The organism is Pelosinus sp. sgz500959 (genome assembly GCF_042610375.1).
In the GTDB taxonomy this organism is placed as follows: Bacteria; Bacillota; Negativicutes; order DSM-13327; family DSM-13327; genus CTSoil-075.
Genome location: NZ_JBGJZL010000026.1, coordinates 1 through 21,412, shown reverse-complemented (window position 1 = coordinate 21,412; position 21,412 = coordinate 1). Strand labels below are relative to the sequence as shown.

General features: G+C 36.5%; 22 protein-coding genes, 1 tRNA gene and 2 rRNA genes. All 25 read left to right on the top strand.

Annotated features, from left to right (window positions below; translation table 11 throughout):
- Positions 1–124 (top strand): 23S ribosomal RNA (locus tag ACAN52_RS21325); the annotation flags it as partial.
- Between the two features lie 194 nt (positions 125–318).
- Positions 319–435: ribosomal RNA gene (gene rrf, locus ACAN52_RS21320) — 5S ribosomal RNA — on the top strand.
- Between the two features lie 4 nt (positions 436–439).
- Positions 440–515: transfer RNA gene (locus tag ACAN52_RS21315), tRNA-Asn, on the top strand.
- A gap of 205 nt (positions 516–720) precedes the next feature.
- Entirely contained in the window at positions 721–1,545 is an 825-nt protein-coding gene (locus ACAN52_RS21310) for a zinc ribbon domain-containing protein (RefSeq protein WP_378957125.1), read from the top strand.
- A 209-nt stretch (positions 1,546–1,754) separates the two neighbouring features.
- Positions 1,755–2,957 carry a dihydropteroate synthase gene (gene folP / locus ACAN52_RS21305; RefSeq protein ID WP_378957124.1) on the top strand — a complete coding sequence of 401 codons (1,203 nt, stop codon included), beginning with the start codon at positions 1,755–1,757 and terminating at the stop codon, positions 2,955–2,957.
- Positions 2,957–3,316 carry a dihydroneopterin aldolase gene (gene folB, locus ACAN52_RS21300; RefSeq protein WP_378957123.1) on the top strand — a complete coding sequence of 120 codons (360 nt, stop codon included), beginning with the start codon at positions 2,957–2,959 and terminating at the stop codon, positions 3,314–3,316. The genes folP and folB overlap by 1 nt, the downstream gene beginning before the upstream one ends.
- Before the next feature lie 4 nt (positions 3,317–3,320).
- Positions 3,321–3,824: a 2-amino-4-hydroxy-6-hydroxymethyldihydropteridine diphosphokinase gene (gene folK, locus ACAN52_RS21295; RefSeq protein WP_378957122.1), complete on the top strand. Its 504-nt coding sequence runs from the start codon at positions 3,321–3,323 to the stop codon at positions 3,822–3,824.
- Positions 3,825–3,844: 20 nt separating this feature from the next.
- Positions 3,845–4,969, top strand: a complete 1,125-nt coding sequence (locus ACAN52_RS21290) for a glycosyltransferase (protein ID WP_378957121.1) — start codon at positions 3,845–3,847, stop codon at positions 4,967–4,969.
- 218 nt (positions 4,970–5,187) lie between these two features.
- On the top strand, positions 5,188–6,273 hold the full coding sequence (gene dprA / locus ACAN52_RS21285) for a DNA-processing protein DprA (protein WP_378957119.1): 1,086 nt from the start codon (positions 5,188–5,190) through the stop codon (positions 6,271–6,273).
- Positions 6,270–8,459, top strand: a complete 2,190-nt coding sequence (gene topA, locus ACAN52_RS21280; RefSeq protein ID WP_378957118.1) for a type I DNA topoisomerase — start codon at positions 6,270–6,272, stop codon at positions 8,457–8,459. Before dprA ends, topA begins: the two co-directional genes overlap by 4 nt.
- A 22-nt stretch (positions 8,460–8,481) precedes the next feature.
- The gene (gene trmFO / locus ACAN52_RS21275; RefSeq protein WP_378957117.1) at positions 8,482–9,801 is read left to right on the top strand and encodes an FADH(2)-oxidizing methylenetetrahydrofolate--tRNA-(uracil(54)-C(5))-methyltransferase TrmFO; all 1,320 of its coding nucleotides are present in this window, start codon (positions 8,482–8,484) and stop codon (positions 9,799–9,801) included.
- A gap of 250 nt (positions 9,802–10,051) precedes the next feature.
- A complete protein-coding gene (hslV, locus tag ACAN52_RS21270) occupies positions 10,052–10,582 on the top strand; it encodes an ATP-dependent protease subunit HslV (protein WP_378957116.1) in 531 nt (176 codons plus the stop codon).
- Positions 10,583–10,597: 15 nt separating this feature from the next.
- Complete coding sequence (hslU, locus tag ACAN52_RS21265) at positions 10,598–11,995, top strand: ATP-dependent protease ATPase subunit HslU (RefSeq protein ID WP_378957114.1); 1,398 nt, start codon at positions 10,598–10,600, stop codon at positions 11,993–11,995.
- 43 nt (positions 11,996–12,038) lie between these two features.
- The gene (gene codY / locus ACAN52_RS21260; protein WP_378957113.1) at positions 12,039–12,815 is read left to right on the top strand and encodes a GTP-sensing pleiotropic transcriptional regulator CodY; all 777 of its coding nucleotides are present in this window, start codon (positions 12,039–12,041) and stop codon (positions 12,813–12,815) included.
- 450 nt (positions 12,816–13,265) lie between these two features.
- Positions 13,266–13,673 carry a flagellar basal body rod protein FlgB gene (gene flgB, locus ACAN52_RS21255; RefSeq protein WP_378957112.1) on the top strand — a complete coding sequence of 136 codons (408 nt, stop codon included), beginning with the start codon at positions 13,266–13,268 and terminating at the stop codon, positions 13,671–13,673.
- Between the two features lie 5 nt (positions 13,674–13,678).
- Positions 13,679–14,113, top strand: a complete 435-nt coding sequence (gene flgC, locus ACAN52_RS21250) for a flagellar basal body rod protein FlgC (RefSeq protein WP_378957111.1) — start codon at positions 13,679–13,681, stop codon at positions 14,111–14,113.
- Between the two features lie 15 nt (positions 14,114–14,128).
- Positions 14,129–14,428, top strand: a complete 300-nt coding sequence (gene fliE / locus ACAN52_RS21245; protein ID WP_378957110.1) for a flagellar hook-basal body complex protein FliE — start codon at positions 14,129–14,131, stop codon at positions 14,426–14,428.
- Positions 14,429–14,466: 38 nt separating this feature from the next.
- Positions 14,467–16,011 (top strand): flagellar basal-body MS-ring/collar protein FliF, encoded by a 1,545-nt coding sequence (gene fliF / locus ACAN52_RS21240; RefSeq protein ID WP_378957109.1) that lies wholly within the window; start codon positions 14,467–14,469, stop codon positions 16,009–16,011.
- A gap of 15 nt (positions 16,012–16,026) precedes the next feature.
- Entirely contained in the window at positions 16,027–17,037 is a 1,011-nt protein-coding gene (gene fliG / locus ACAN52_RS21235; protein WP_378957108.1) for a flagellar motor switch protein FliG, read from the top strand.
- A complete protein-coding gene (locus tag ACAN52_RS21230) occupies positions 17,030–17,785 on the top strand; it encodes a FliH/SctL family protein (protein ID WP_378957107.1) in 756 nt (251 codons plus the stop codon). Before fliG ends, ACAN52_RS21230 begins: the two co-directional genes overlap by 8 nt.
- Positions 17,782–19,095, top strand: a complete 1,314-nt coding sequence (gene fliI, locus ACAN52_RS21225) for a flagellar protein export ATPase FliI (protein WP_378957106.1) — start codon at positions 17,782–17,784, stop codon at positions 19,093–19,095. The genes ACAN52_RS21230 and fliI overlap by 4 nt, the downstream gene beginning before the upstream one ends.
- 25 nt (positions 19,096–19,120) lie before the next feature.
- Positions 19,121–19,564: a flagellar export protein FliJ gene (gene fliJ, locus ACAN52_RS21220; protein WP_378957104.1), complete on the top strand. Its 444-nt coding sequence runs from the start codon at positions 19,121–19,123 to the stop codon at positions 19,562–19,564.
- An 8-nt stretch (positions 19,565–19,572) separates the two neighbouring features.
- Entirely contained in the window at positions 19,573–20,109 is a 537-nt protein-coding gene (locus ACAN52_RS21215) for a lytic transglycosylase domain-containing protein (RefSeq protein ID WP_378957102.1), read from the top strand.
- A gap of 39 nt (positions 20,110–20,148) precedes the next feature.
- Positions 20,149–20,781, top strand: coding sequence for a MotE family protein (locus ACAN52_RS21210; RefSeq protein WP_378957101.1), 633 nt, complete (start codon positions 20,149–20,151; stop codon positions 20,779–20,781).
- Between the two features lie 27 nt (positions 20,782–20,808).
- Positions 20,809–21,412: hypothetical protein (locus tag ACAN52_RS21205; protein WP_378957099.1), on the top strand; the 604-nt coding region annotated here is incomplete at its 3' end.

The following is a 21,412-nucleotide window of genomic DNA, read 5'->3' as shown; positions in this document are numbered from 1 at the left end:
TAAGATGAGATCTCTCATTCGTAAGAAGTAAGACCCCTTGTAGATGACAAGGTTGATAGGCCAGGTGTGTAAGTCCAGCAATGGATTCAGCTGACTGGTACTAATAGGTCGAGGGCTTGACTTAAATTTGTTAGCACGTTGTGCTAACTCAATTAATCCTAAAATATTTTTGCTTATGTGAATCGTTGTGAAGTACGAATGATGTTAACACTAACGTGTTAACGAAGCGACTCACGAAAAACTTTTATCAAAGTTTTGGTTCGCTGCTTCTGTGGAGTTTTGAGGGAGCATACTCTTTGAGATGTTTACCTCTATAAATCCAGTGGCGATAGCTATGGGGTTCCACCTGTTCCCATACCGAACACAGTAGTTAAGCCCATATACGCTGAAAGTACTTGGCTGGAAACGGCCTGGGAGGATAAGTAGTTGCTGGTTTTATTCCTGGATAGCTCAGTTGGTAGAGCAATCGGCTGTTAACCGATCGGTCGTAGGTTCGAGTCCTACTCCAGGAGCCATTTTTTAAAAAGCACCCTTCATTTTATGAAAGGTGCTTTTTTCTTATTTTTTATCGTTTCTGAGATTGGTGAGAATGCTTCAGATGAGGTATTCTCGCCAGTCTCATTAATTAATGATTGCTGTATTTATACTATTAAGGTAAAATAGTATATGTTTGAAGACTGAAGAATATGTAAATTTAAAAAGTAAGTGAGGTGTATTCTAATGCCTTATGCAAATTATAAATATTGCCCTTTTTGCGGTGCTCATATACCTCAATATACGATGATTAAATATTGTCCATTTTGTGGCGGTAGTATTATATTAGAAAATAATACTGTTGACGAATTGCAAAAAGATGAAAAAAAGAATCTAATGAATAAAGTACCTACAGAAATTTCAATTGATAAATATGGAAAAATCAGTATGGAAAAATTAATTGACTCTGAATACTATAGCATTGTCCTAAAAGATGCTCCCAATAAACAAGATTTAGTTAGGAAATTAGAAAAAGTATTATTACGTGGTTACTTTGCCATTCGATTAGCGGTTGATAATATACCAAGTATTATTATTTATAAAGCGAAGGGGCAAGATATACCTGATTTTAGTCAAATATTTAAAGAAGAGGAAGCAAGTATTAGCATTATACAAGGAGATTTTAATCATAAACCGTCAGTAGAAGAAGTTTGTAATTTTTTTGATAAATTAAATGTAAAGACGCGACAAATTATAGAAAATATGCCAATAAATTTATGGTTAGGTGATTGTATTCAAGGTGTTTTTCCTGGTACTTATAAAGAAAATATTGAGGGCGCATTAGTTATAACAGACAAAAACATTTATTTTGTTTATAAAGAAATAGCCAGTACAAACTATCAATGGTTTGTGAAATCCTATAATTTATTATCAAAAGTAACAATGAAAAATAATTATTTAGAGTTAATCAGTGCTGATATGAGTGTAACGAATATCACTTTTGTCGATAAAGAAAATTTGTCTGATGCTTATCAATGCATTCATCGTGCTGTACAATCATATAAATATTAAAAAACAAAAAGACTTGGCCGTCAAAAACCAAGTCTTTTTATCTTATAATTTTCATTATGGAGTGTATTTATGATACAATAAATGCAAATACTTTGGCAATCATTGATTTAATTGCAATGAATTGGATAAATTACATAGAAAAATGAAAGGGATCATAATAATAAAATTTGCTGTGATATAATAATAAGATATTTTAAAAGGAGGATGTAATGGCTTTTAACGCACATATTATCGAAATACATAATATTCAACAAGCAGAGCAAGAACTTTCTAAAATAAAATGTGATAAAGTTGGCATTCATATTATGTCAAATAAGGCTCTATTTAAAATTATAAAACTGGAGAAAATTTTAAGTAAGAATGCTAACCTTCTAAAACAGACATTTTTAGCAAAAGGTGGAGAAGTTGCTGTTGCAAGAGGGACTGCAGATCTTAGCATAGAGTATACAGATGTTTTAATATGTGCTACATTAAAACAATATAAGTTGGCATTAGCACAACTTAAAGTTCAACCATGGGGCTTACCGAAAGTAGCTCAAGCGATTGAAGAAGTCTTACATATCAATGAACAATTTCCAAAACGTGAATATTCTTGGAATAACCATTCAATGTGTATTAAACCTAAGCGGACTTTAGTGATGGGGATTTTGAATCTCACACCTGATTCTTTTTCCGATGGTGGCCGATATAATACAATGGATGCTGCGTTAAGGCGTGTAGAAGAAATGATCCAAGATGGAGCTGATATCATTGATATTGGAGCTGAGTCAACACGACCTTATGGTTCTTCACAAAAAATATCAGCAGAAGAAGAACTAGAACGGTTAGCACCTTTGCTAGAAAAGGTATTGTCTGTATCGACCGTACCTGTATCAGTTGATACATATAAGGGAAGCGTAGCACGTGAAGCTCTAAAATTAGGTGCGCATATGATCAATGATGTATGGGGCTTACAGTTGGATAGTGAAATGGCCAAGGTAGTGGCTCAATATGATGTACCCGTTGTTATTATGCACAATCAAGAAGGAACTGACTATGAACGGGATATTATGTCTCATATCTGTGATTTTTTACGAACTAGCATTACGATTGGTTTAGAAGCAGGTATTGATTTAAATCGATTCATTGTTGATCCTGGTATCGGATTTGGAAAAACAATTGAACAAAATTTAACTGTTATGTCCCGATTAGAAGAATTAAAATCATTAGGTTGCCCTATTTTACTTGGAACTTCACGTAAAAGATTTATTGGTGATGTATTAAATCTTCCAGTTGAAGATCGAGTAGAAGGAACAGGTGCTACAGTATCTGTAGGGATTACAAAAGGTAGTAATATTATTAGGGTCCATGATGTGAAAGCAATGGCTCGTGTTGCAAAAATGACAGATATGATGATGAGGAGTGATGGATAATGAGTAATAAAATTTTATTGCAAAATATGATGTTCTATGGTTTTCATGGTGTTTATGAATATGAACGTGAGCAGGGACAACGATTTTATGTGGATGTTGAAATGCATGCAGATTTGAGTTTGGCAGGAAGTACTGATAATCTTCTTGATACGATTGATTATACAGCTGTTTACAGTCAAATTAAACAAGTTATGGAAAATCATCGTTTTCAATTAATTGAAGCACTAGGGGCTCATATCGCAGAGAATATTTTAAAAACAACGATAGCAACGGAAGTTGTTATAAGAATTCGAAAACCTGCAGTTGCTATACCAGGACCACTGGATTATGTTCAAGTTGAAACTCAGAGGAGAAAATAGACTCATGATTTTAATTGGTCTAGGTTCCAATATTGGTGATCGAAAGAAAAATATTCTCACAGCAATTCAAAAACTTAGTCAGCATCAAAAAATATCGCTTACTAACATATCATCTTTATATGAGACAAAACCAGTAGGTGTAACCAATCAACCTGATTTTCTAAATGGGGCTATCCACATTGATACGACGTTATCACCTCTTGAGTTACTTGAGGTTTGTTTAGATGTGGAATGTCAAATGGGAAGAGTTCGTGATCAACGTTGGGGGCCAAGGAATATTGATATTGATATTCTAGTTTATCATGATCTGATGATTCAGGATGAGGTATTAAATGTACCTCATCCTCGCTTATGTGAAAGAGCTTTTGTTCTCATACCTCTTCAAGAAATTGCAGGAGAAATAAAAGTTGATCGCGGATTAACTCCTGGAGAATTACTTAGTAGAATATGTGATAAGAGTGACGTGGTTTTGTATGAACAACTTAGTTTAGAATTACTACCATTGTAGAATAGGGAGGATCAGGCTACTTGGCGACATCATCTAAGATATTATTTATAAGTGCTCCTGTTGGCGCAGGTCATATCAAAGCTGCCCAAGCAGTCAGTTCTGCATTATGCAAAGAATCCACTCATATTGAAACGAAGATAGCAAATGTTTTTGATTTTTTTAATCCGTATATAGGAAATATTATTTTAAAGACATATCTGAAGATTTTAAAGATTTTTCCTAAACTATATGGCATGGCTTATAGTTGGGGAAATGAAAGCTACTTCGCTCTAGTAGGTCGTAAAGTGGTTAGTGCTTACTTAGCTAGCCATATGGAAAAATATATTATGGAATATAATCCAGTTGCAATTGTATGCACTCATGCTACGCCCGCAGGTCTTATTGCCCATTTAATAAAAAAAAATAAAATTAAAGTTCCGGTGATTGCAGTGGTCACTGATTTTGTTGTTCATCGATTGTGGATTTATCCTGAGATAAAAAATTATATAGTGGCAAATGAGGCGATGGCTGATTTTTTAACTCTACATGGTATAGCACAGAATTCGATAAAAGTGATAGGGATTCCCGTCGATGAAAAATTTTCTCAAATGCCTGATAAACAACTTATATTGAAAGAGCTAACATTTGATCTTCAACATAAAACCATTTTAATTATGGGTGGCGGAGCTGGAATGTTACCCATGGATGAGATTATCCTATGTTGCGAAGAGATTGATACAGAATTACAAATTATCGTTGTGGCAGGTCATAATGAAAGCATCTATCATAAACTGTCGGCTTTACAACCTAAATTACGCCAACGAGTGCAAATCTTAGGATATGTAGATAATATTAGCGAGTTGATGGCAATTTCGGACTTGATTATTTCAAAACCTGGAGGGATGACAACTGCAGAAACTCTCTGTTATGGGTTACCAATGTTAATTTATCGTCCAATCCCAGGGCAAGAAGAAGGAAATACTCATTATTTAGCAGAGTGTCAGGCGGCCTTGCGTGTTGATTCATTAGAAGAGATAAAAAAAATGATAAAAAAATTATTGATTGAAGAACCTAACATGTTGAAAAATTTACAACAAAATGCATTAGAACTCAGTCGACCAAGAGCTGCACAGGAGATTGCCGAATATATTTTTTCTAAGATGTAGATTAATACTTTTAAGTAAAAAAGACATCAATACAATGATAACTGAAAAAATCATACTATTTAATGAATATATAGTGAAAATATTTAGTAGAATAGATATATATTGACATTTTTATTGGTATGCACTATCTAGATGTGCTATAATTACCATTGTTTTATATTGCTACTTGTTGGGGATAATAGGAAATACTAATAGATTATCGAGATGGTGGAGAAACGATGGATAAAGTATATCTAGCGGCACTGCAAATGGTATCTGGTATTGGTCATGCACATTTGAAGTCCTTACTATCATTTTTTGGTAATGCCCAACAGGTTTGGCAAGCTAATCAACGAGATTTAGTTTTATGTGGATGTTTAAATGAAACAATCTGCAATAAAATACTCATACATCGAGAAAAGATTGATATCGATCAATTAGCGCGCGAATGGGAAAAAAAGGGCATTCATATTTGTTTGTTAACGGATTTAGAGTATCCTACGCTATTAATGAATACATTTAATTCTCCTTATGTACTCTATTATCGTGGTACGTTACCAATAAATGAAAATGCAATTGCTATAGTTGGAGCTCGGCATGCCACACCTTATGGTAAAAATATTGCCCATATGATGGGAGCTGAACTTGCTGAAGCTGGAATTTGGGTAGTGAGTGGTGCAGCGCGCGGTATTGATACGGCGGCTCATCAGGGGGCACTGACTAAAGGATATACAATCGCTGTACTCGGCTGCGGAGTTGATGTTTGTTATCCTCCAGAAAATAGTAAACTGCTTGCTCATATTGCAGAATGTGGTTCTGTAATTTCAGAATATCCACCAGGTACTCTAGCACATCCAGGACATTTTCCTGCCCGTAATCGAATTATTAATGGATTATCGCGTGGTGTAGTTGTTGTTGAAGCGGCTGAAAAAAGTGGTGCATTGATTACTGCAGATTTTGCATTAGAAGAAGGGCGCGATGTATTTGCAGTGCCAGGTAGTATTTTTTCAGAGTCAAGCAAAGGTACACATCGACTAATAAAGCAAGGGGCTAAATTAACGGATTGTACTGCAGATATTTTAGAAGAGTATCCTACTGGATTTGGTACACGTAAAGGAGCTGCTTTAGAATTAAGTGCAGACGAAGAAACTATTTATGGAATTCTTGCCTGTGATATTCCACTTGGAATTGAAGAAATTATAATGAAAGCTACATTAAATCCAGCAACAGTTACATATATATTATTACAGCTCGAATTACGTGGGTTAGCGATAGAGCATAGTGGAAAGCGTTATTTGCGTATCGCTAAGGAGGGAATTAAGTGAGTAAAGCATTAGTTATCGTTGAGTCACCAGCTAAAGCAAAGACAATTGAGAAATTTTTGGGTAAAAATTATATAGTAAGAGCTTCGATGGGACATTTACGAGATTTGCCTAAAAGTCAATTTGGTGTTGACGTTGACAAGGATTTTACGCCTAAATATATTAATATAAGGGGTAAAGGCGATATTATAAAAAGTCTTAAAAGTGCAGCCAAAGCAGTTGATAAAGTCTATCTCGCATCTGACCCGGATCGTGAAGGAGAAGCAATTGCTTGGCATTTAGCTCATATTTTAAATATACCAGAAGATCAAGCCTGTCGAATTGAGTTTAATGAAATTACTAAATCAACAATTCAGAATGCTGTAAAACATCCTAGACCGATTGATATTGAACGAGTTGATGCTCAACAAGCGAGACGTTTGTTAGATCGAATGGTGGGCTATCAATTGAGTCCTTTATTATGGCGCAAAGTTCGTAAAGGTCTGAGTGCCGGACGTGTTCAATCAGTAGCAGTCAGAATTATTTGTGATCGAGAAAAAGAAATTAAAGCTTTTATTTCAGAAGAGTATTGGTCAATAACGGCAAAAATGCGTGAGAAACCAAAATCAGTATTATTTGAAGCACAACTCACATTAATTGATGGTAAAAAAGCTAAAGTTGAGGATGAAAGTCAAGCAGAAAAGATTAAAGCGGAATTAGAACAGGCTGAATTTACAGTTGTTGATGTAAAACGCCGGGAACGTAAGCGGAATCCTGCAGCTCCATTTACTACAAGTAGTTTACAGCAAGAGGCAGTACGTAAGCTTGGTTTTACTTCACGTAAAACGATGATGATTGCTCAACAATTATATGAAGGCTTAGAACTTGGCAGTTTAGGTCATGTAGGACTCATTACATATATGCGTACTGATTCTGTCCGTCTTGCTGAATCAGCACAACAAGATATCCGTAAGTACGTTGAACTTAAATATGGCCAAAGTTATTTACCTGAAAAAAGTCCGGTCTATTTGAATAAAAAATCGCAAGATGCTCATGAAGCTATACGTCCAAGTAATTTTGAATTGCCTCCTGATCGATTGGTAAAGTATCTTTCAAAAGAACAGCTACGATTATATACTCTCATTTGGGAACGAACTATTGCTAGTCAAATGACAGCTGCTATTTATGATACATTGACAATTGATATTACTGCGAGTCACTTTGGTTTAAGAGCTAATGGTTCGACAGTGAAATTTCCTGGCTTTATGGCAGTATATATTGAAAGTAAAGATGATGAAGAAAAGGAGAAAGATATTACATTACCAGCACTCACTGTTGGTCAGATTTTGAATTTAGATAAAATTATCCCCAAACAGCATTTTACAGAACCACCACCGCGTTATACAGAGGCAACATTGGTAAAAGTACTAGAGGAAAAAGGGATTGGTCGCCCGAGTACCTATGCACCAATTATTGAAACCATTTTAGCAAGAGGTTATGTAGTACGTGTTGATAAGAAATTCGAACCGACGGAACTTGGTTTTGTTGTGCTGGATTTGTTAAAACAATATTTTAAAACGATTATTGATGTTGAATTTACTGCAAATATGGAAAATAATTTGGATGAAATTGCAGAGGGTAAAGGTTCGCGGGTTGAATTATTACGAGATTTTTATACCTGGTTTGCTGTTGATTTGGCCCATGCAGAAGAAGAAATTGGTCATGTTGAACTGCCTGTTGAAATATCTGATGTACAGTGTGAAAATTGTGGGAAATATATGGTCGTGAAACATGGTCGTTATGGCGACTTCTTAGCTTGCCCAGGTTTTCCTGAGTGTCGTAACACAAAGGCCATTTTAAAAGAAACAGGAGTATCATGTTCTAAGTGCTCTGGTAATATTGTTGAGCGAAAAACGAAACGTGGTAAAATATTTTATGGGTGTCAAAATTATCCTACGTGTGATTTTATGACATGGGATATGCCATTAAAAGAAAATTGCCAAACTTGTGGTGCATTTATGCTAAAACATAATTTGAAAAATGGTCAATCGAACACTTTATGCAGTAATGAAGCCTGTACTACACGCCCAGTTATTGCGGAAAAAAAGGTTGCCAATGTCGTAAAAAAAGCAAAAACTGCAACTAAGGCTAAGACAAAAGTAAAAGGAACTGTTGCCACGAAAAAGAAAGAAAAAACAAAGTCAGAATAAGATAATAATCGGAGGAAATAAAGTGTCTAAAGTAACTATTATTGGAGCAGGATTAGCTGGTAGTGAAGCTGCATGGCAAGTCGCAGAGGCCGGTTTTGATGTTGAATTATATGAGATGAGACCTCACACGATGCCTCCGGCGCATCACACTGATCAATTTGCAGAATTGGTTTGTAGTAATTCTTTACGTGGTGCTGCAGTTGAAAATGCGGTAGGATTGCTAAAAGAGGAAATGCGCAGACTCAATTCATTAATCATCAAAGCTGCAGATGCTACAAAAGTTCCCGCAGGTGGAGCACTTGCTGTAGATCGAGAGGCTTTTAGCAAATATGTAACAGATACTCTTAAAAAACATCCTCGAGTGAAAATTGTTAACCAAGAGGTAAAGGAAATCCCAGAGAACGCACCGCTTATTATTGCGAGTGGACCTTTGACATCTCCTAACTTATCAGAAGCAATTGGGCAGATGACTGGTCGCCAATATCTTTATTTCTATGATGCAGCTGCACCAATTATCGTTGGTGAATCTCTTGATATGGAAAAAGTATATCGGGCTTCTCGTTATGGGAAAGGTGATGATGATTATTTAAATTGTCCTATGAGTAAAGAAGAATATACAACGTTTTGGAATGAATTAACGAGTGCAGAAACAGTACCTGTTAAAAATTTTGAAAAACCTATATTTTTTGAAGGTTGTATGCCCGTCGAAGAAATGGCGAGTCGAGGTATTGACACTTTACGTTTTGGTCCTCTAAAACCAGTGGGCTTAGAACATCCTATTACGGGTGCAAGACCATATGCAGTGATACAATTGCGTCAAGATAATTTTGCGGGAACCTTATATAATATTGTGGGATTTCAGACACATTTGAAATGGCCAGAGCAAGAACGAGTTTTCCGACTCATTCCAGGTCTTGAAAAAGCAGAGTTTGTTCGGTTAGGTGTGATGCACCGTAATACTTTCATTAATTCACCTCAATTATTACGATCTACATTGCAAATGACGGATAAACCCAATGTGTTTTTTGCAGGACAAATCACAGGAGTTGAAGGATATGTTGAATCAGCTGCTTCAGGACTTGTAGCAGGAATTAATGCAAGTCGACTTTTAGCAGAGCGTGAACTAGTCGTATTTCCTAGAGAAACCGCACATGGCGCTTTGTGTCAATACATTACCAATACAGATGCTAAGCATTTCCAACCGATGAATATAAATTTTGGACTATTACCACCACTCGAAGAACGAATTAAAGATAAAAAAGTAAAGAATGGCTTGATTGCTGAACGAGCTTTACTTGCATTAGAAAATTTCAGAGAAAAATTGGATAATAATCTTGCGTAATTTATGATATTATGCTACTATGAATTAATCGAGATAGTCGCATATTTCGACATAAAAGTATAGTTTGCCTTGTACGTGATATTATGAAACGCCTCACAGCACTCCGTAATGAATTAACTGGCAGATGTTACACGATTAATTTGCTGAATTACAGGGTGTTCGTGAGGTAATTTTTGATTCGATGAATAAGGAAAAAGTAAGGAACCTGTAGCATTATAGCGATATCCCTAAGGGAGCAGGAGGTGGTCTTATGTTTCATGCCACGACGATTATTGCTGTAAAGCATCAAGGGAAAACAGCAATTGCGGGTGATGGGCAAGTCACTTTTGGTGGTAATACTGTTATGAAACATAATGCTAAAAAAGTTCGCCGCTTATATCATGGGAAAGTGTTAGCCGGATTCGCCGGGTCAGTAGCTGATGCATTTACATTATTTAGTAAATTTGAATCTAAGTTAGAAGAGTTTAATGGAAACTTAATGCGTGCAGCAGTCGAATTAGCCAAAGAATGGCGTATGGATAGAGTATTACGGCGATTAGAAGCATTACTTATTGTTACAGATGATCAACATATGTTGATTATATCAGGGAATGGTGAGGTTATAGAACCCGATGACGGCGTTACGGCAATTGGTTCAGGTGGTTCATATGCCTTAGCAGCTGCACGGGCTCTGCTACAACATTCTACTTTGTCTGCCTCCGAAATTGTTAAAGAAGCACTCCAAATTGCATCAACTATTTGTGTTTATACAAATGATCATATTACAGTTGAGGAGCTATAAAAAGGAGTGGTGATATTGACTGAAATGACACCTAGACAAATTGTGGTGGAATTAGACAAATATATTGTAGGACAAAAGCAAGCGAAAAAATCAGTCGCTATAGCACTTCGTAATCGCTGGCGTAGTAAGCAACTAGCTACTGTTTTAAAAGATGAAATAATTCCGAAGAATATATTGATGATTGGTCCAACTGGTGTAGGTAAAACAGAAATTGCGAGGCGTTTGGCTAAGTTAGTGAATGCGCCCTTTGTAAAAGTAGAAGCAACTAAATTCACTGAAGTTGGATATGTAGGGCGCGATGTTGAATCCATGATTCGTGATTTAATAGAAATTGCCATTCGTATGGTAAAACAAGAAAAATTATTTGAAGTAAGTGATAAGGCAACCCGATTTGCTACAGAACGCATTTTAGAATTTTTCTTACCATCAGTAAAAAAACAACCTGTGCGCAATCCTTTTGAGATATTATTTGGTGACGCAAGGGTGGCTAATGAGGCAGAAAAAAATATTTTGCCTGAAAAAGTGGAATTTACTGATAGCGACCATGAGTATTGGCAAAAACGTTTAGCGAATGGTGAATTGGAAAATGAATTTATTGAAATAATAGTAGAAGACAATAGCAATCCCATGATGGCGGCTTTTTCAGGAACAGGAATTGAAGAAATGGGAATTAATATTCAAGATATACTAGGTGGTTTATTGCCTAAAAAACAGAGCAAACGTAAAGTTACGGTGGCAAATGCTCGCAAGATATTTATCCAAGAAGAAGCTCAAAAGCTTATTGATATGGATGAAGTGATTATTGCCGCTCTTGATTTGGCTGAAAATTCTGGAATTATTTTCCTGGACGAAATTGATAAGATTGTTGGAAGAGGACATTCTTCAGGACCAGATGTATCACGCGAAGGAGTGCAACGTGATATTTTGCCGATCGTTGAAGGTTCCACAGTCGTAACAAAGTATGGATCTCTTAAGACTGATCATATTTTATTTATGGCAGCAGGAGCTTTTCACACTGCGAAACCATCAGAGTTAATTCCTGAATTGCAAGGACGATTTCCAATCCGCGTTGAACTAACCAGTTTATCGAAAGAAGACTTTAAAGAAATATTAACTGAACCAGCTAATGCATTAATTAAACAATATATTAGTTTGCTAGGAACTGAAAACATAAAAATTGAATTTGCAGATGATGCAATTGATGAAATAGCTGAGATTGCTTTTAAAGTAAATGCACAAACTGAGAATATCGGTGCTAGGCGTTTACATACAGTAATGGAAAAACTATTAGAAGATTTGGCGTTTGAAGCTCCTGACATGCTAGAGACAATCATTGTTATTGATAAGGAATATGTTAATGCAAAATTAGCTCACATTGTAGTAAACCAAGATTTGAGTCATTTTATTTTATAATATAGGTTATGAGATAACCTAATGAAAGGTAGGAGAATTTGTTATGATATCATTGTTAGAACGTACTCGTAAAATTAATAAATTGCTGCAAAAATCCGAAAAAGTGGAATATAATGAAATATCCACTTTGCTTAGTACTGTGATGAGTGCTAATATATATATTGTTGGTAAAGATGGTAAGTTATTTGGTTATGCCTTAGTCGATAACTTTGAATGTGATTTAATGCGTGATAAGGTTTTGTTGCAAGGTCAATTTCCTGAACGCTATGTAGATTGGTTGCTTAGAATTAATGAAACTTCACCAAATTTAAGTCTCGAAGGTGGAATGTGTTCATTTAGTGAAGGAACTCAGTGTTTGTTTAATGATAAATTTACTACTATTGTTCCGATTCATGGTGTTGGTGAACGAATTGGTACTTTGATTGTAGCGAAGTTTCATTCAGAATTTAGTGCTGACGATCTTATATTAGCAGAATATGGAGCTACTGTTGTTGGAATGGAAATTCTAAGAGATCGTAGTGGGAAAATCGAAGAAGAAGCTCGCAAAAAAGCAACAGTGCAAGTTGCTCTCGGTACTCTTTCTTATTCGGAGCTTGAAGCTGTAATCCATATTTTAAATGAATTGGATGGTAGTGAAGGTTTATTGGTAGCGAGTAAGATAGCTGATCGTGTGGGTATTACCCGTTCTGTTATCGTTAATGCATTACGCAAGTTTGAAAGTGCTGGTGTAATTGAATCTAAATCCCTAGGAATGAAGGGAACGTACATTAAAGTGTTAAATGATATATTATTTGACGAATTAAAGAAATTGAAAAAATAACATATAAATGAAGAAAACTGAATTATGCTAAGTTATAACTTAGTATAATTCACGATTGTTCGGGAAAAAGTTATGCATTTGATTCCGCAAAGAAGACCAATGAACCCCATTGTGGTTGATTGGTCTTTTTTATGTTATGAAACCTAGAAAAAAGTAGACTTTTGTCCTGGTTTCTCNTAATTCACGATTGTTCGGGAAAAAGTTATGCATTTGATTCCGCAAAGAAGACCAATGAACCCCATTGTGGTTGATTGGTCTTTTTTATGTTATGAAACCTAGAAAAAAGTAGACTTTTGTCCTGGTTTCTCAAAAAATGTAAAAATAAAGGTTTAATACTTATTTTGAGAAAGGAATTTTTGGATTTACGTAGAATTGGTAATATGAAAATGTATATTTATGTGGAAAAATGTAAAATGTTTAGATACAATATGTAATTAGGGGAGGACTCTAGTGTTAAATTCAATTTTATCATCACCACGCGTTGCTGTATTAGAACAAGCACTGTCAGCGTCTTCACTTCGGCAGAAAGTGATTAGCAATAATATTGCTAATGTAAATACACCAGGATACAAAAAAAGTGAAGTATCATTTGAAGATATGCTGCAAAATGCTATTGGGGGGGATAAACTCCCAATGGTAAAAACAAATGAACGGCATCTAGGAATGGGAAAAGATAGTATCCCGAATCCTCAAATTAATACTATGAGCAATACTTCTATTCGAACTGATGGAAATAATGTAGATATTGATGTAGAAATGGCTGATTTGGCCAAGAATAGCATTTATTACAATGCGGTCGTGCAACAAATAAGTAACTATTTTTCAGGAATTAAGTCGGCGATAAAAGAGGGGAGATAATTTTTATGGGAATGTTCAGTTCTATTGACTCTGCAGCATCAGGCTTAACTGCTGAACGACTTAGGATGGATGTAATTTCAAATAATATTGCGAATGTGAATACGACTCGTACTGCCGAAGGTGGAGCTTACCGTCGACAGATGGTTACGTTTGCGCCACGGGGGAATGAGGCTAGCTTTGCTCAAGTTCTATCTGAAAACCTAAATGCGGGTAGTGGCGTCAGGGTTACAGGGATAACTAAAGATAATTCACCGACACGTAAGATTTATGATCCAGCGCATCCAGATGCTAATAAAGAAGGTTATGTAGAAATGCCTAATGTGAATATTGTAAGTGAAATGGTGGATATGATTGGTGCAACAAGAGCTTATGAAGCAAATGTTACTGTTTTAAATGCTGCGAAAAGCATGGCATTAAAAGCATTAGAAATTGGGAAATAGCAGGAGGATTAAATAATGCGTGTTGAAGGGCTTAAACTGACGCCTGTCAGTTCTGCAGGAATTGAGCAGAACGCATCTGAGGTTGCAAGTGGGAGTAAAAATTTTGGTGAATTTTTGACTGAGGCCCTTGGTGAAGTGAATCAATTGCAAAATGATTCAGCAAAAGCGTCTTTTGATTTAGCTGCAGGTAAACTTCAAGATGTTTCGCAAGTTACGATTGCTGCTGAAAAGGCTAATATAGCCATACAGCTGACGATGCAGGTTCGTAATAAAATGATTGATGCATATCAAGAAGTTATGCGTATGCAGGTGTAATGGAATGATACTTTTGTCAATTTGAAAGGGTGGAGACGATGGCAGATTGGAAAGAACAGTCTCTGCGCTTATGGCAAAACTTAGGGAAAAGAGAAAAATACATGATTCTCGGTTCGGCCATACTTATAGTTACTGTTGTATTAGCGTGGAGTTTTTGGTGGGGGGGGCGTCCAGATCTTGTACCTCTATTTACCGATTTGGAAGCCAAGGATGCTGGTGAAATCGTAGGGAAATTGAAGGAAATGAAAGTAAACCATGAGATTGGTGCAAATGGCACTGCTATTATGGTTCAGTCAAAAGATGTATATCGAGTTAGGCTAGAGTTAGCAAGTCAAGGATTGCCACGTGGCAATAAAGGGTTTGAAATATTTGAGCAAAGTAAGTTTGGTGCAACAGAATTCCAAAATAAAGTCAATTTAGTTCAAGCCTTACAAGGAGAGTTAGCACGTACAATTGAACAAATGCCTGAGGTGGAAAAAGCAAGAGTACATATCGTGCTGTCGGAGGATAGTTTATATAAGAAAAATGAAAAACCGGCGACGGCTTCGATTATGCTGAAGCTCAGACCATCTTCTCAGTTATCTCGGGAACAGATAAAGGGTGTTGTAAATTTAGTGGCTCATAGTATTCAAGGCCTGAAACCAGAGAATGTAACCGTGATCGACCAAATGGCACGTGTTCTTAACGATCAAAACGATGGAAATGGTCTTGCTGGTGCTGCTACATTGACGCAAATTGAAATGACTAAAAAAGTGCAAGAAGATTTGCAAAAAAACGTACAATCTCTCTTAGAACAGGTCTTAGGACCGAATAAAGCTGCAGCACGCGTGAATGTAGAACTTAGTTTTGACCAACGTACTGTGGATCGGCAAGTTTTTGAACCAGTGGTTGATGATAAAGGTATTATACGAAGTTCTCAAGATCTTAATGAAACGTTTAAAGGGTCTGCACCAGCTGCTGGTGGCGTTCCAGGTACAACGTCTAATATACCTGGTTATGTTACGAATGGTGCATCTCAACAATCGAATTACGAGAAAAAAGAAGTAACACGCAATTATGAAATAAATGAAACTAAAGAAAAAGTAATCGCTACACCAGGCTCTGTCAAACGATTGACTGTAGCAGTACTTGTTGATTCGAGTATCAATAAAGTACAACAGGATAGTATTTCGAAAATAGTGGCGTCGTCAATCGGTGTTAATATCGCTCGTGGTGATACTGTTTCCGTAGAAAGTATTGCCTTTAATACTGAAGCGGCTGATCGACAACGTAAAGAAGAACAAGATTATGAAAGTCAACAAAAACAAGCTTTATGGTTGAAAATCGCCTTAGCAGTCTTAGCTGTTTTGGGAATTATCTATGCAATTCGTATGTTTACTCGACGGAAAGAACCTGATGCAGACCCTAATATAGAACTATTAGCTGGCGAGGCAGAAGAATTGGAAGAAATGGATAATGATGGAAGAGAATTAACGCCTCAAGAAAAATTAAGAGAAGAACAACGCCAAGAAATTGAAAAAATGGCAAAATCTAAACCAGAAGATGTTGCACAATTAATTAAAGTTTGGTTATCTGAAGAGTAGAGTGGGGGTGAGTAAGTGTATCAAACGAATGAAATGACGAATAAACAAAAAGCAGCAATTCTATTAATAGCTCTTGGGCCTGATGTCTCATCACAAATTTTTAAATATTTGCGTGAAGATGAAATTGATAAACTGACTCTTGAAATCGCCAATCAGCGTAAAGTCCCCCAAGATCAGAAAGATAAAATTTTAAATGAATTTCATCAAATGCTGATGGCTAAAGATTATATCTCCTCAGGTGGACTCGATTATGCGCGTGAAATATTGGAAAAAGCATTAGGTTCAGAAAAGGCAGTTGCTATTATTAATCGCTTGACTGCTAATTTACAAATCAGACCTTTTGATTTTGCACGTAAAACTGACCCGTCTCAATTGTTGAATTTTATTCAAAATGAGCATCCACAAACCATTGCCTTGATTATGTCTTATTTACAACCAGAACAATCCGGAGTTATTCTATCTTCGCTACCACCTGACCGTCAAGTTGATGTTGCAAAACGGATTGCAACAATGGATCGGACTTCACCGGATGTTCTTAAAGATGTTGAACGTATTTTAGAACGTAAATTATCCTCACTGGTTACGCAGGATTTTACAACTGCTGGCGGGGTAGACTCAATTGTTGAAGTTCTAAATCGTGTTGACCGTACAACAGAAAGAACGATTATTGAGAATTTGGAAATTCAAGATCCGGAATTGGCTGAAGAAATTAAACGTCGTATGTTTGTCTTCGAAGATATTGTTCTCTTGGATGATCGGTCACTGCAATTGGTATTACGTGAAATTGACAGTAAAGATTTGGGATTGGCTCTTAAAGCTTCGTCAAATGAAGTTGGCGAAAAAATCTATAAAAATATGTCTAAACGTGCAGCAGATATGTTGCGTGAAGAAATTGAATATATGGGGCCCGTACGTATTCGTGATGTAGAGGAAGCACAACAGAAAATCGTTAATGTGATTCGTCGCCTTGAAGAATCAGGAGAGATCGTTGTAGCGCGTGGTAAAGGGGACGAACTCATTGTCTAAGATTATAAAATTTGTCTCCATGCAACAGGCGCCTGTGGTCATTGATCATGCTTTTGTAACTGAATCTGATCCTGATCCTGCCGATACTTCCATTGTTGACGAATTATTGAATTCAGCAAACGATGAAGTAGCAACGATCATTGCTGAGGCGAACATGACGGCCGAAAAATGTTTGCGTGAGGCGAATCAAGAAGTAGCAGTCATTAAACAAAAAGCCTATGAAGAGGCCTATCAGCAAGGTCATAACGAAGGTCAACAACAAGGTTATCAAGAGGGGCTTGCACAAGGTCGACAGGCAGGACATGATGAAATGCAACTGCAGATTGATGAGGCAATTGCGAAAACACAACAAATGTTGCTGGCGACTGAACAAGATGCTAGGAATATGATGAAAGATGCTGAGAGACAGATTGTTGATATTGCATTAACAATTGCAAGGAAAATATTGGCATATGAAATTGCTGAAAATCCGATGGTTGTGTTGCCGCTAGTCAAAGCGGCTTTAGAAAAAGTAAGTGATCAAGAAGAGGTTGTTATTCGTGTGAGCAATGATGATTTTGATTCTGTACTCTTGGCTAAACGAGATTTGCAAAATATGGTTGGCCGTGAGCATGCGTTAAAGATAACGCCAGATCGTACAATTCCAAGCGGTAGCTGTGTTATTGATACTTCTTATGGAATGGTTGACGCACGTGTTGATACTCAGTTCGAAACAATAAAAAAAGTTTTACAGGATCTAGCGCAATGAAGAAGTTTGATGCAGAAAAATATCTCAATGGAATTAGTCATATTGAATCTATAAAAATAGTTGGTAAAATTACACAAATTGTGGGACTTGTTATTGAATCACAAGGTCCGAGTGTTAATTTGGGAGATTTATGTTATATTTGTCCTCGATATGAAGGAGTACCTATTCCAGCTGAAGTTGTTGGTTTTCGACAAAATAGGGTATTATTGATGCCTATTGGTGAAATGCAAGGGATTGGACCTGGTTGTGAAGTCGTTTCCGCTCATCAAACACTCAAAGTAAATGTAGGTACTCATCTTTTAGGACGTATCTTAGATGGTTTAGGCAATCCAATTGATGGGAAGGAAGCCCTTCCTGCTAATGAAGAATATCCTTTGCATGAAATTCCACCTCATCCCTTAGCACGATTGCGTATTGAAGAGAAGTTATCGGTAGGTGTAAGAGCTATTGATGGTCTCATTACTTTAGGACGTGGTCAACGTGTTGGTATTATGGCCGGTAGTGGTGTTGGTAAGAGTACGTTATTGGGTATGATTGCTCGTAACACAGAGGCAGATATTAATGTAATTGCTCTTATTGGTGAACGGGGACGAGAAGTCAGAGAATTTATCGAACGAGATTTAGGTGAAGAAGGGCTGAAACGTTCTGTTGTCGTGGTCGCAACTTCTGATCAACCAGCTTTGGTTCGCATTAAAGGGGCAATGACGGCTACTGCAATTGCTGAGTATTTTCGTGATCAAGGTTTAAATGTTGTATTGATGATGGATTCAGTAACTCGATTTGCCATGGCCCAACGTGAGGTTGGATTGACAATTGGTGAACCACCGGCTACACGTGGTTATACGCCGTCAGTTTTTGCTATGTTACCAAAGCTTTTGGAACGTTCAGGTACAGGTGAGATTGGTTCAATTACTGGTATTTATACTGTCTTAGTTGATGGTGATGATATGAACGAGCCAATTGCTGATGCTGTACGCAGCATTTTAGATGGACATATTGTCTTGTCGCGTAGTATTGCTGCTCAAAATCATTATCCTGCAATTGATGTATTAGCAAGTGTAAGTAGGGTAATGACTGAAATTGCAGAAAAACCTCATAATAGTGCTGCTCAACAAATGCGCTCGATTATGGCGACTTACCGTGAAGCTGAAGATTTAATCAACATCGGTGCATATTCAACAGGAAATAATCCCCGTATCGATTTGGCTATTGCTAAAATTGATGCTGTGAAGGCTTTCTTGCAGCAAGATGTATCGGAGAAAATGACAATTAATGAGACGATTTCTAGGTTGTTGACATTGATTTCTTAATATGAATTTTTAAGAGGTAGACAAGATGAAACCCTTCCGTTTTCGACTCGAAACATTGCTGGAATTTCGAAAGACGCAAAAAGAACAAGCACAGATTGATTTTTTGCAATCAACGAATCAATTGCGTATTGAAAAAGACTTATTAGTGCAGTTAGAAAGTCAGTTAATCGATCGTATTACATTGTTTCATAATCGTCAACAGGAGACTTTATCGATTGAAATATTTAAGTCTTTTCGACATTATTTCGATAAAATCAGTGAAGATGTTAATGTACAAAAACAGCGTATTGTAAAGGCTGAAGAGCATCGTCAAGAATGTTTACGAAGTCTTGCAGAAGCTGAAAAAAATTATAAAATTGTCGACAAATTTCGTGAAAAAAAGTTTCAACATTATCAGATTGAGGCAATGAATGAAGAACAGAAACTTCTAGATGAAATTGGTTTGCAAATTTATACAAGAGATAAGTAGGTGAGTATATGCAAGCTATTAGTAGAGTCTTAGATCGTATCAATTCAATTGAGCAGCGGTTTGGAAATGTGCCTAATTCTGTAACTGATTTTTCTACTGTACTGGCGACTGCAGAAAAAAATACCAGTATAAGTGGGCAAAATAACAGTACGACTAACCAACAAAAAAACTCAGATAACATAAGTAACATTATTGAATTTACAGCTAAAAAGTATGGGGTTGATGCGAAGTTGGTCATGGCTGTGGCTAAAGTTGAATCAGGTTTATCCCCTGATGTTGTATCAACAGCTGGAGCAGTCGGAGTGATGCAGTTGATGCCAGAGACTGCTCAAGGACTTGGTGTTCGTAATAGTAAAGACCCTCGAGAGAATATTGATGGTGGTGTACGTTATTTAAAGCAATTGATGACTACTTTTGATGGCGATGTTACGAAAGTGGTAGCTGCTTATAATGCAGGGCCGCAAGCAGTGCAAAAATATAATGGTGTTCCTCCTTATTCGGAAACGAAGGATTATGTAGCGAAAGTTATGGCGCAGTATAAGTAGGAATGGTATATTTAGAGTCCTCAAAGGTAGGTAAAATGTATGGCTGATAAAATTAAAAATAATACTAAAACTAAAAAAAATGATGCAGAATCAGAAAAAGTAGAAAAACCTAAAAAAAAATCAGGTCGTATATTAAAAGTTATATTAATTTTAATTATCTTATTAATACTTGCCGCTACAGGTTTTGCTGCAGGAATTTATTTAAAATTTATTAATGTGCAAGACTTGGTGGAAAAGTGGAAACTTGATCAATATCCTGTAATTGGTCAATATTTTTCTCAACCAAAAACAAATTTTGAACCTGTTGAAGTTGAATCACAAAATCCTTTAACAGTACCTCAAAATCTGGTTGTACCTACAGTCGCTAATCCAGTGCTTCAGCCTGAAGAAGTAGTACCAGAAAAAAAGAAAATTGATGATACGGAATTGCAAAAGCAGGCTAAAATAAAACAGCAAGAAGAAGCAAAACGTATCTCCAAATTATCCAGATTATATGGCACTATGAAACCTGATGAGGCAGCAGCTATTTTAAACCAAATGGATGATGAGACCGTTTTGGTTATTTTGAGTAAAATGGAAGATGAACAAGTTGCAAAGATTTTAGCATTATTTGATGCGAAGAGAGCTGCTATTCTCTCTCAAAGTATGTTAAGAGGAAATAATACTAATTAGCCTTGTGGAGTGAAAGGAGGTGAAAATATGGCCATCGTGTTAAATCTAGTACCTGTTGAACCAAAACAAAACGTTATGTCTCAAAATGTAAATACTAAAGTTATGTTTAAAACTGACAAGTCAGGAACAGGATTTGCTAAAACTTTGAATGTCGAAACCGAAAAAAATGAAACAACGGCTGATTTAGAAGAGGAAAATAATGATAACGATCAATTATTAACGGCTATGGCAAACATGGTATTGCCCATGGATGTTAATTTACCACAAATGAATCAAAGTAATGCAAGCTGTAATGGCAGTCTATTGAGTGATGAACCGAAAATTGTGGGTGAAGTGCAGAGTATTGTTCAGCCCCAATTGACGAATATATTAGCCAATGTTGCACAATCTCAGTTAAAGGATGTAGTGTCGGTTGGAGTGCAATCTCAATTGAACAATGTGATACAAAATGTAGTGCAGCCTCAATTGAACAATATCGTACCAAACGTAGCGCAATCTAAATTAAACAATGTCATACCGAATGTAGCGCAATCTAAAATGGACAATGTCATACCGAATGTAGTGCAACCTCAATTGGGCAATGTCATACCGAATGTAGCGCAATCTAAAATGGACAATGTCATACCGAATG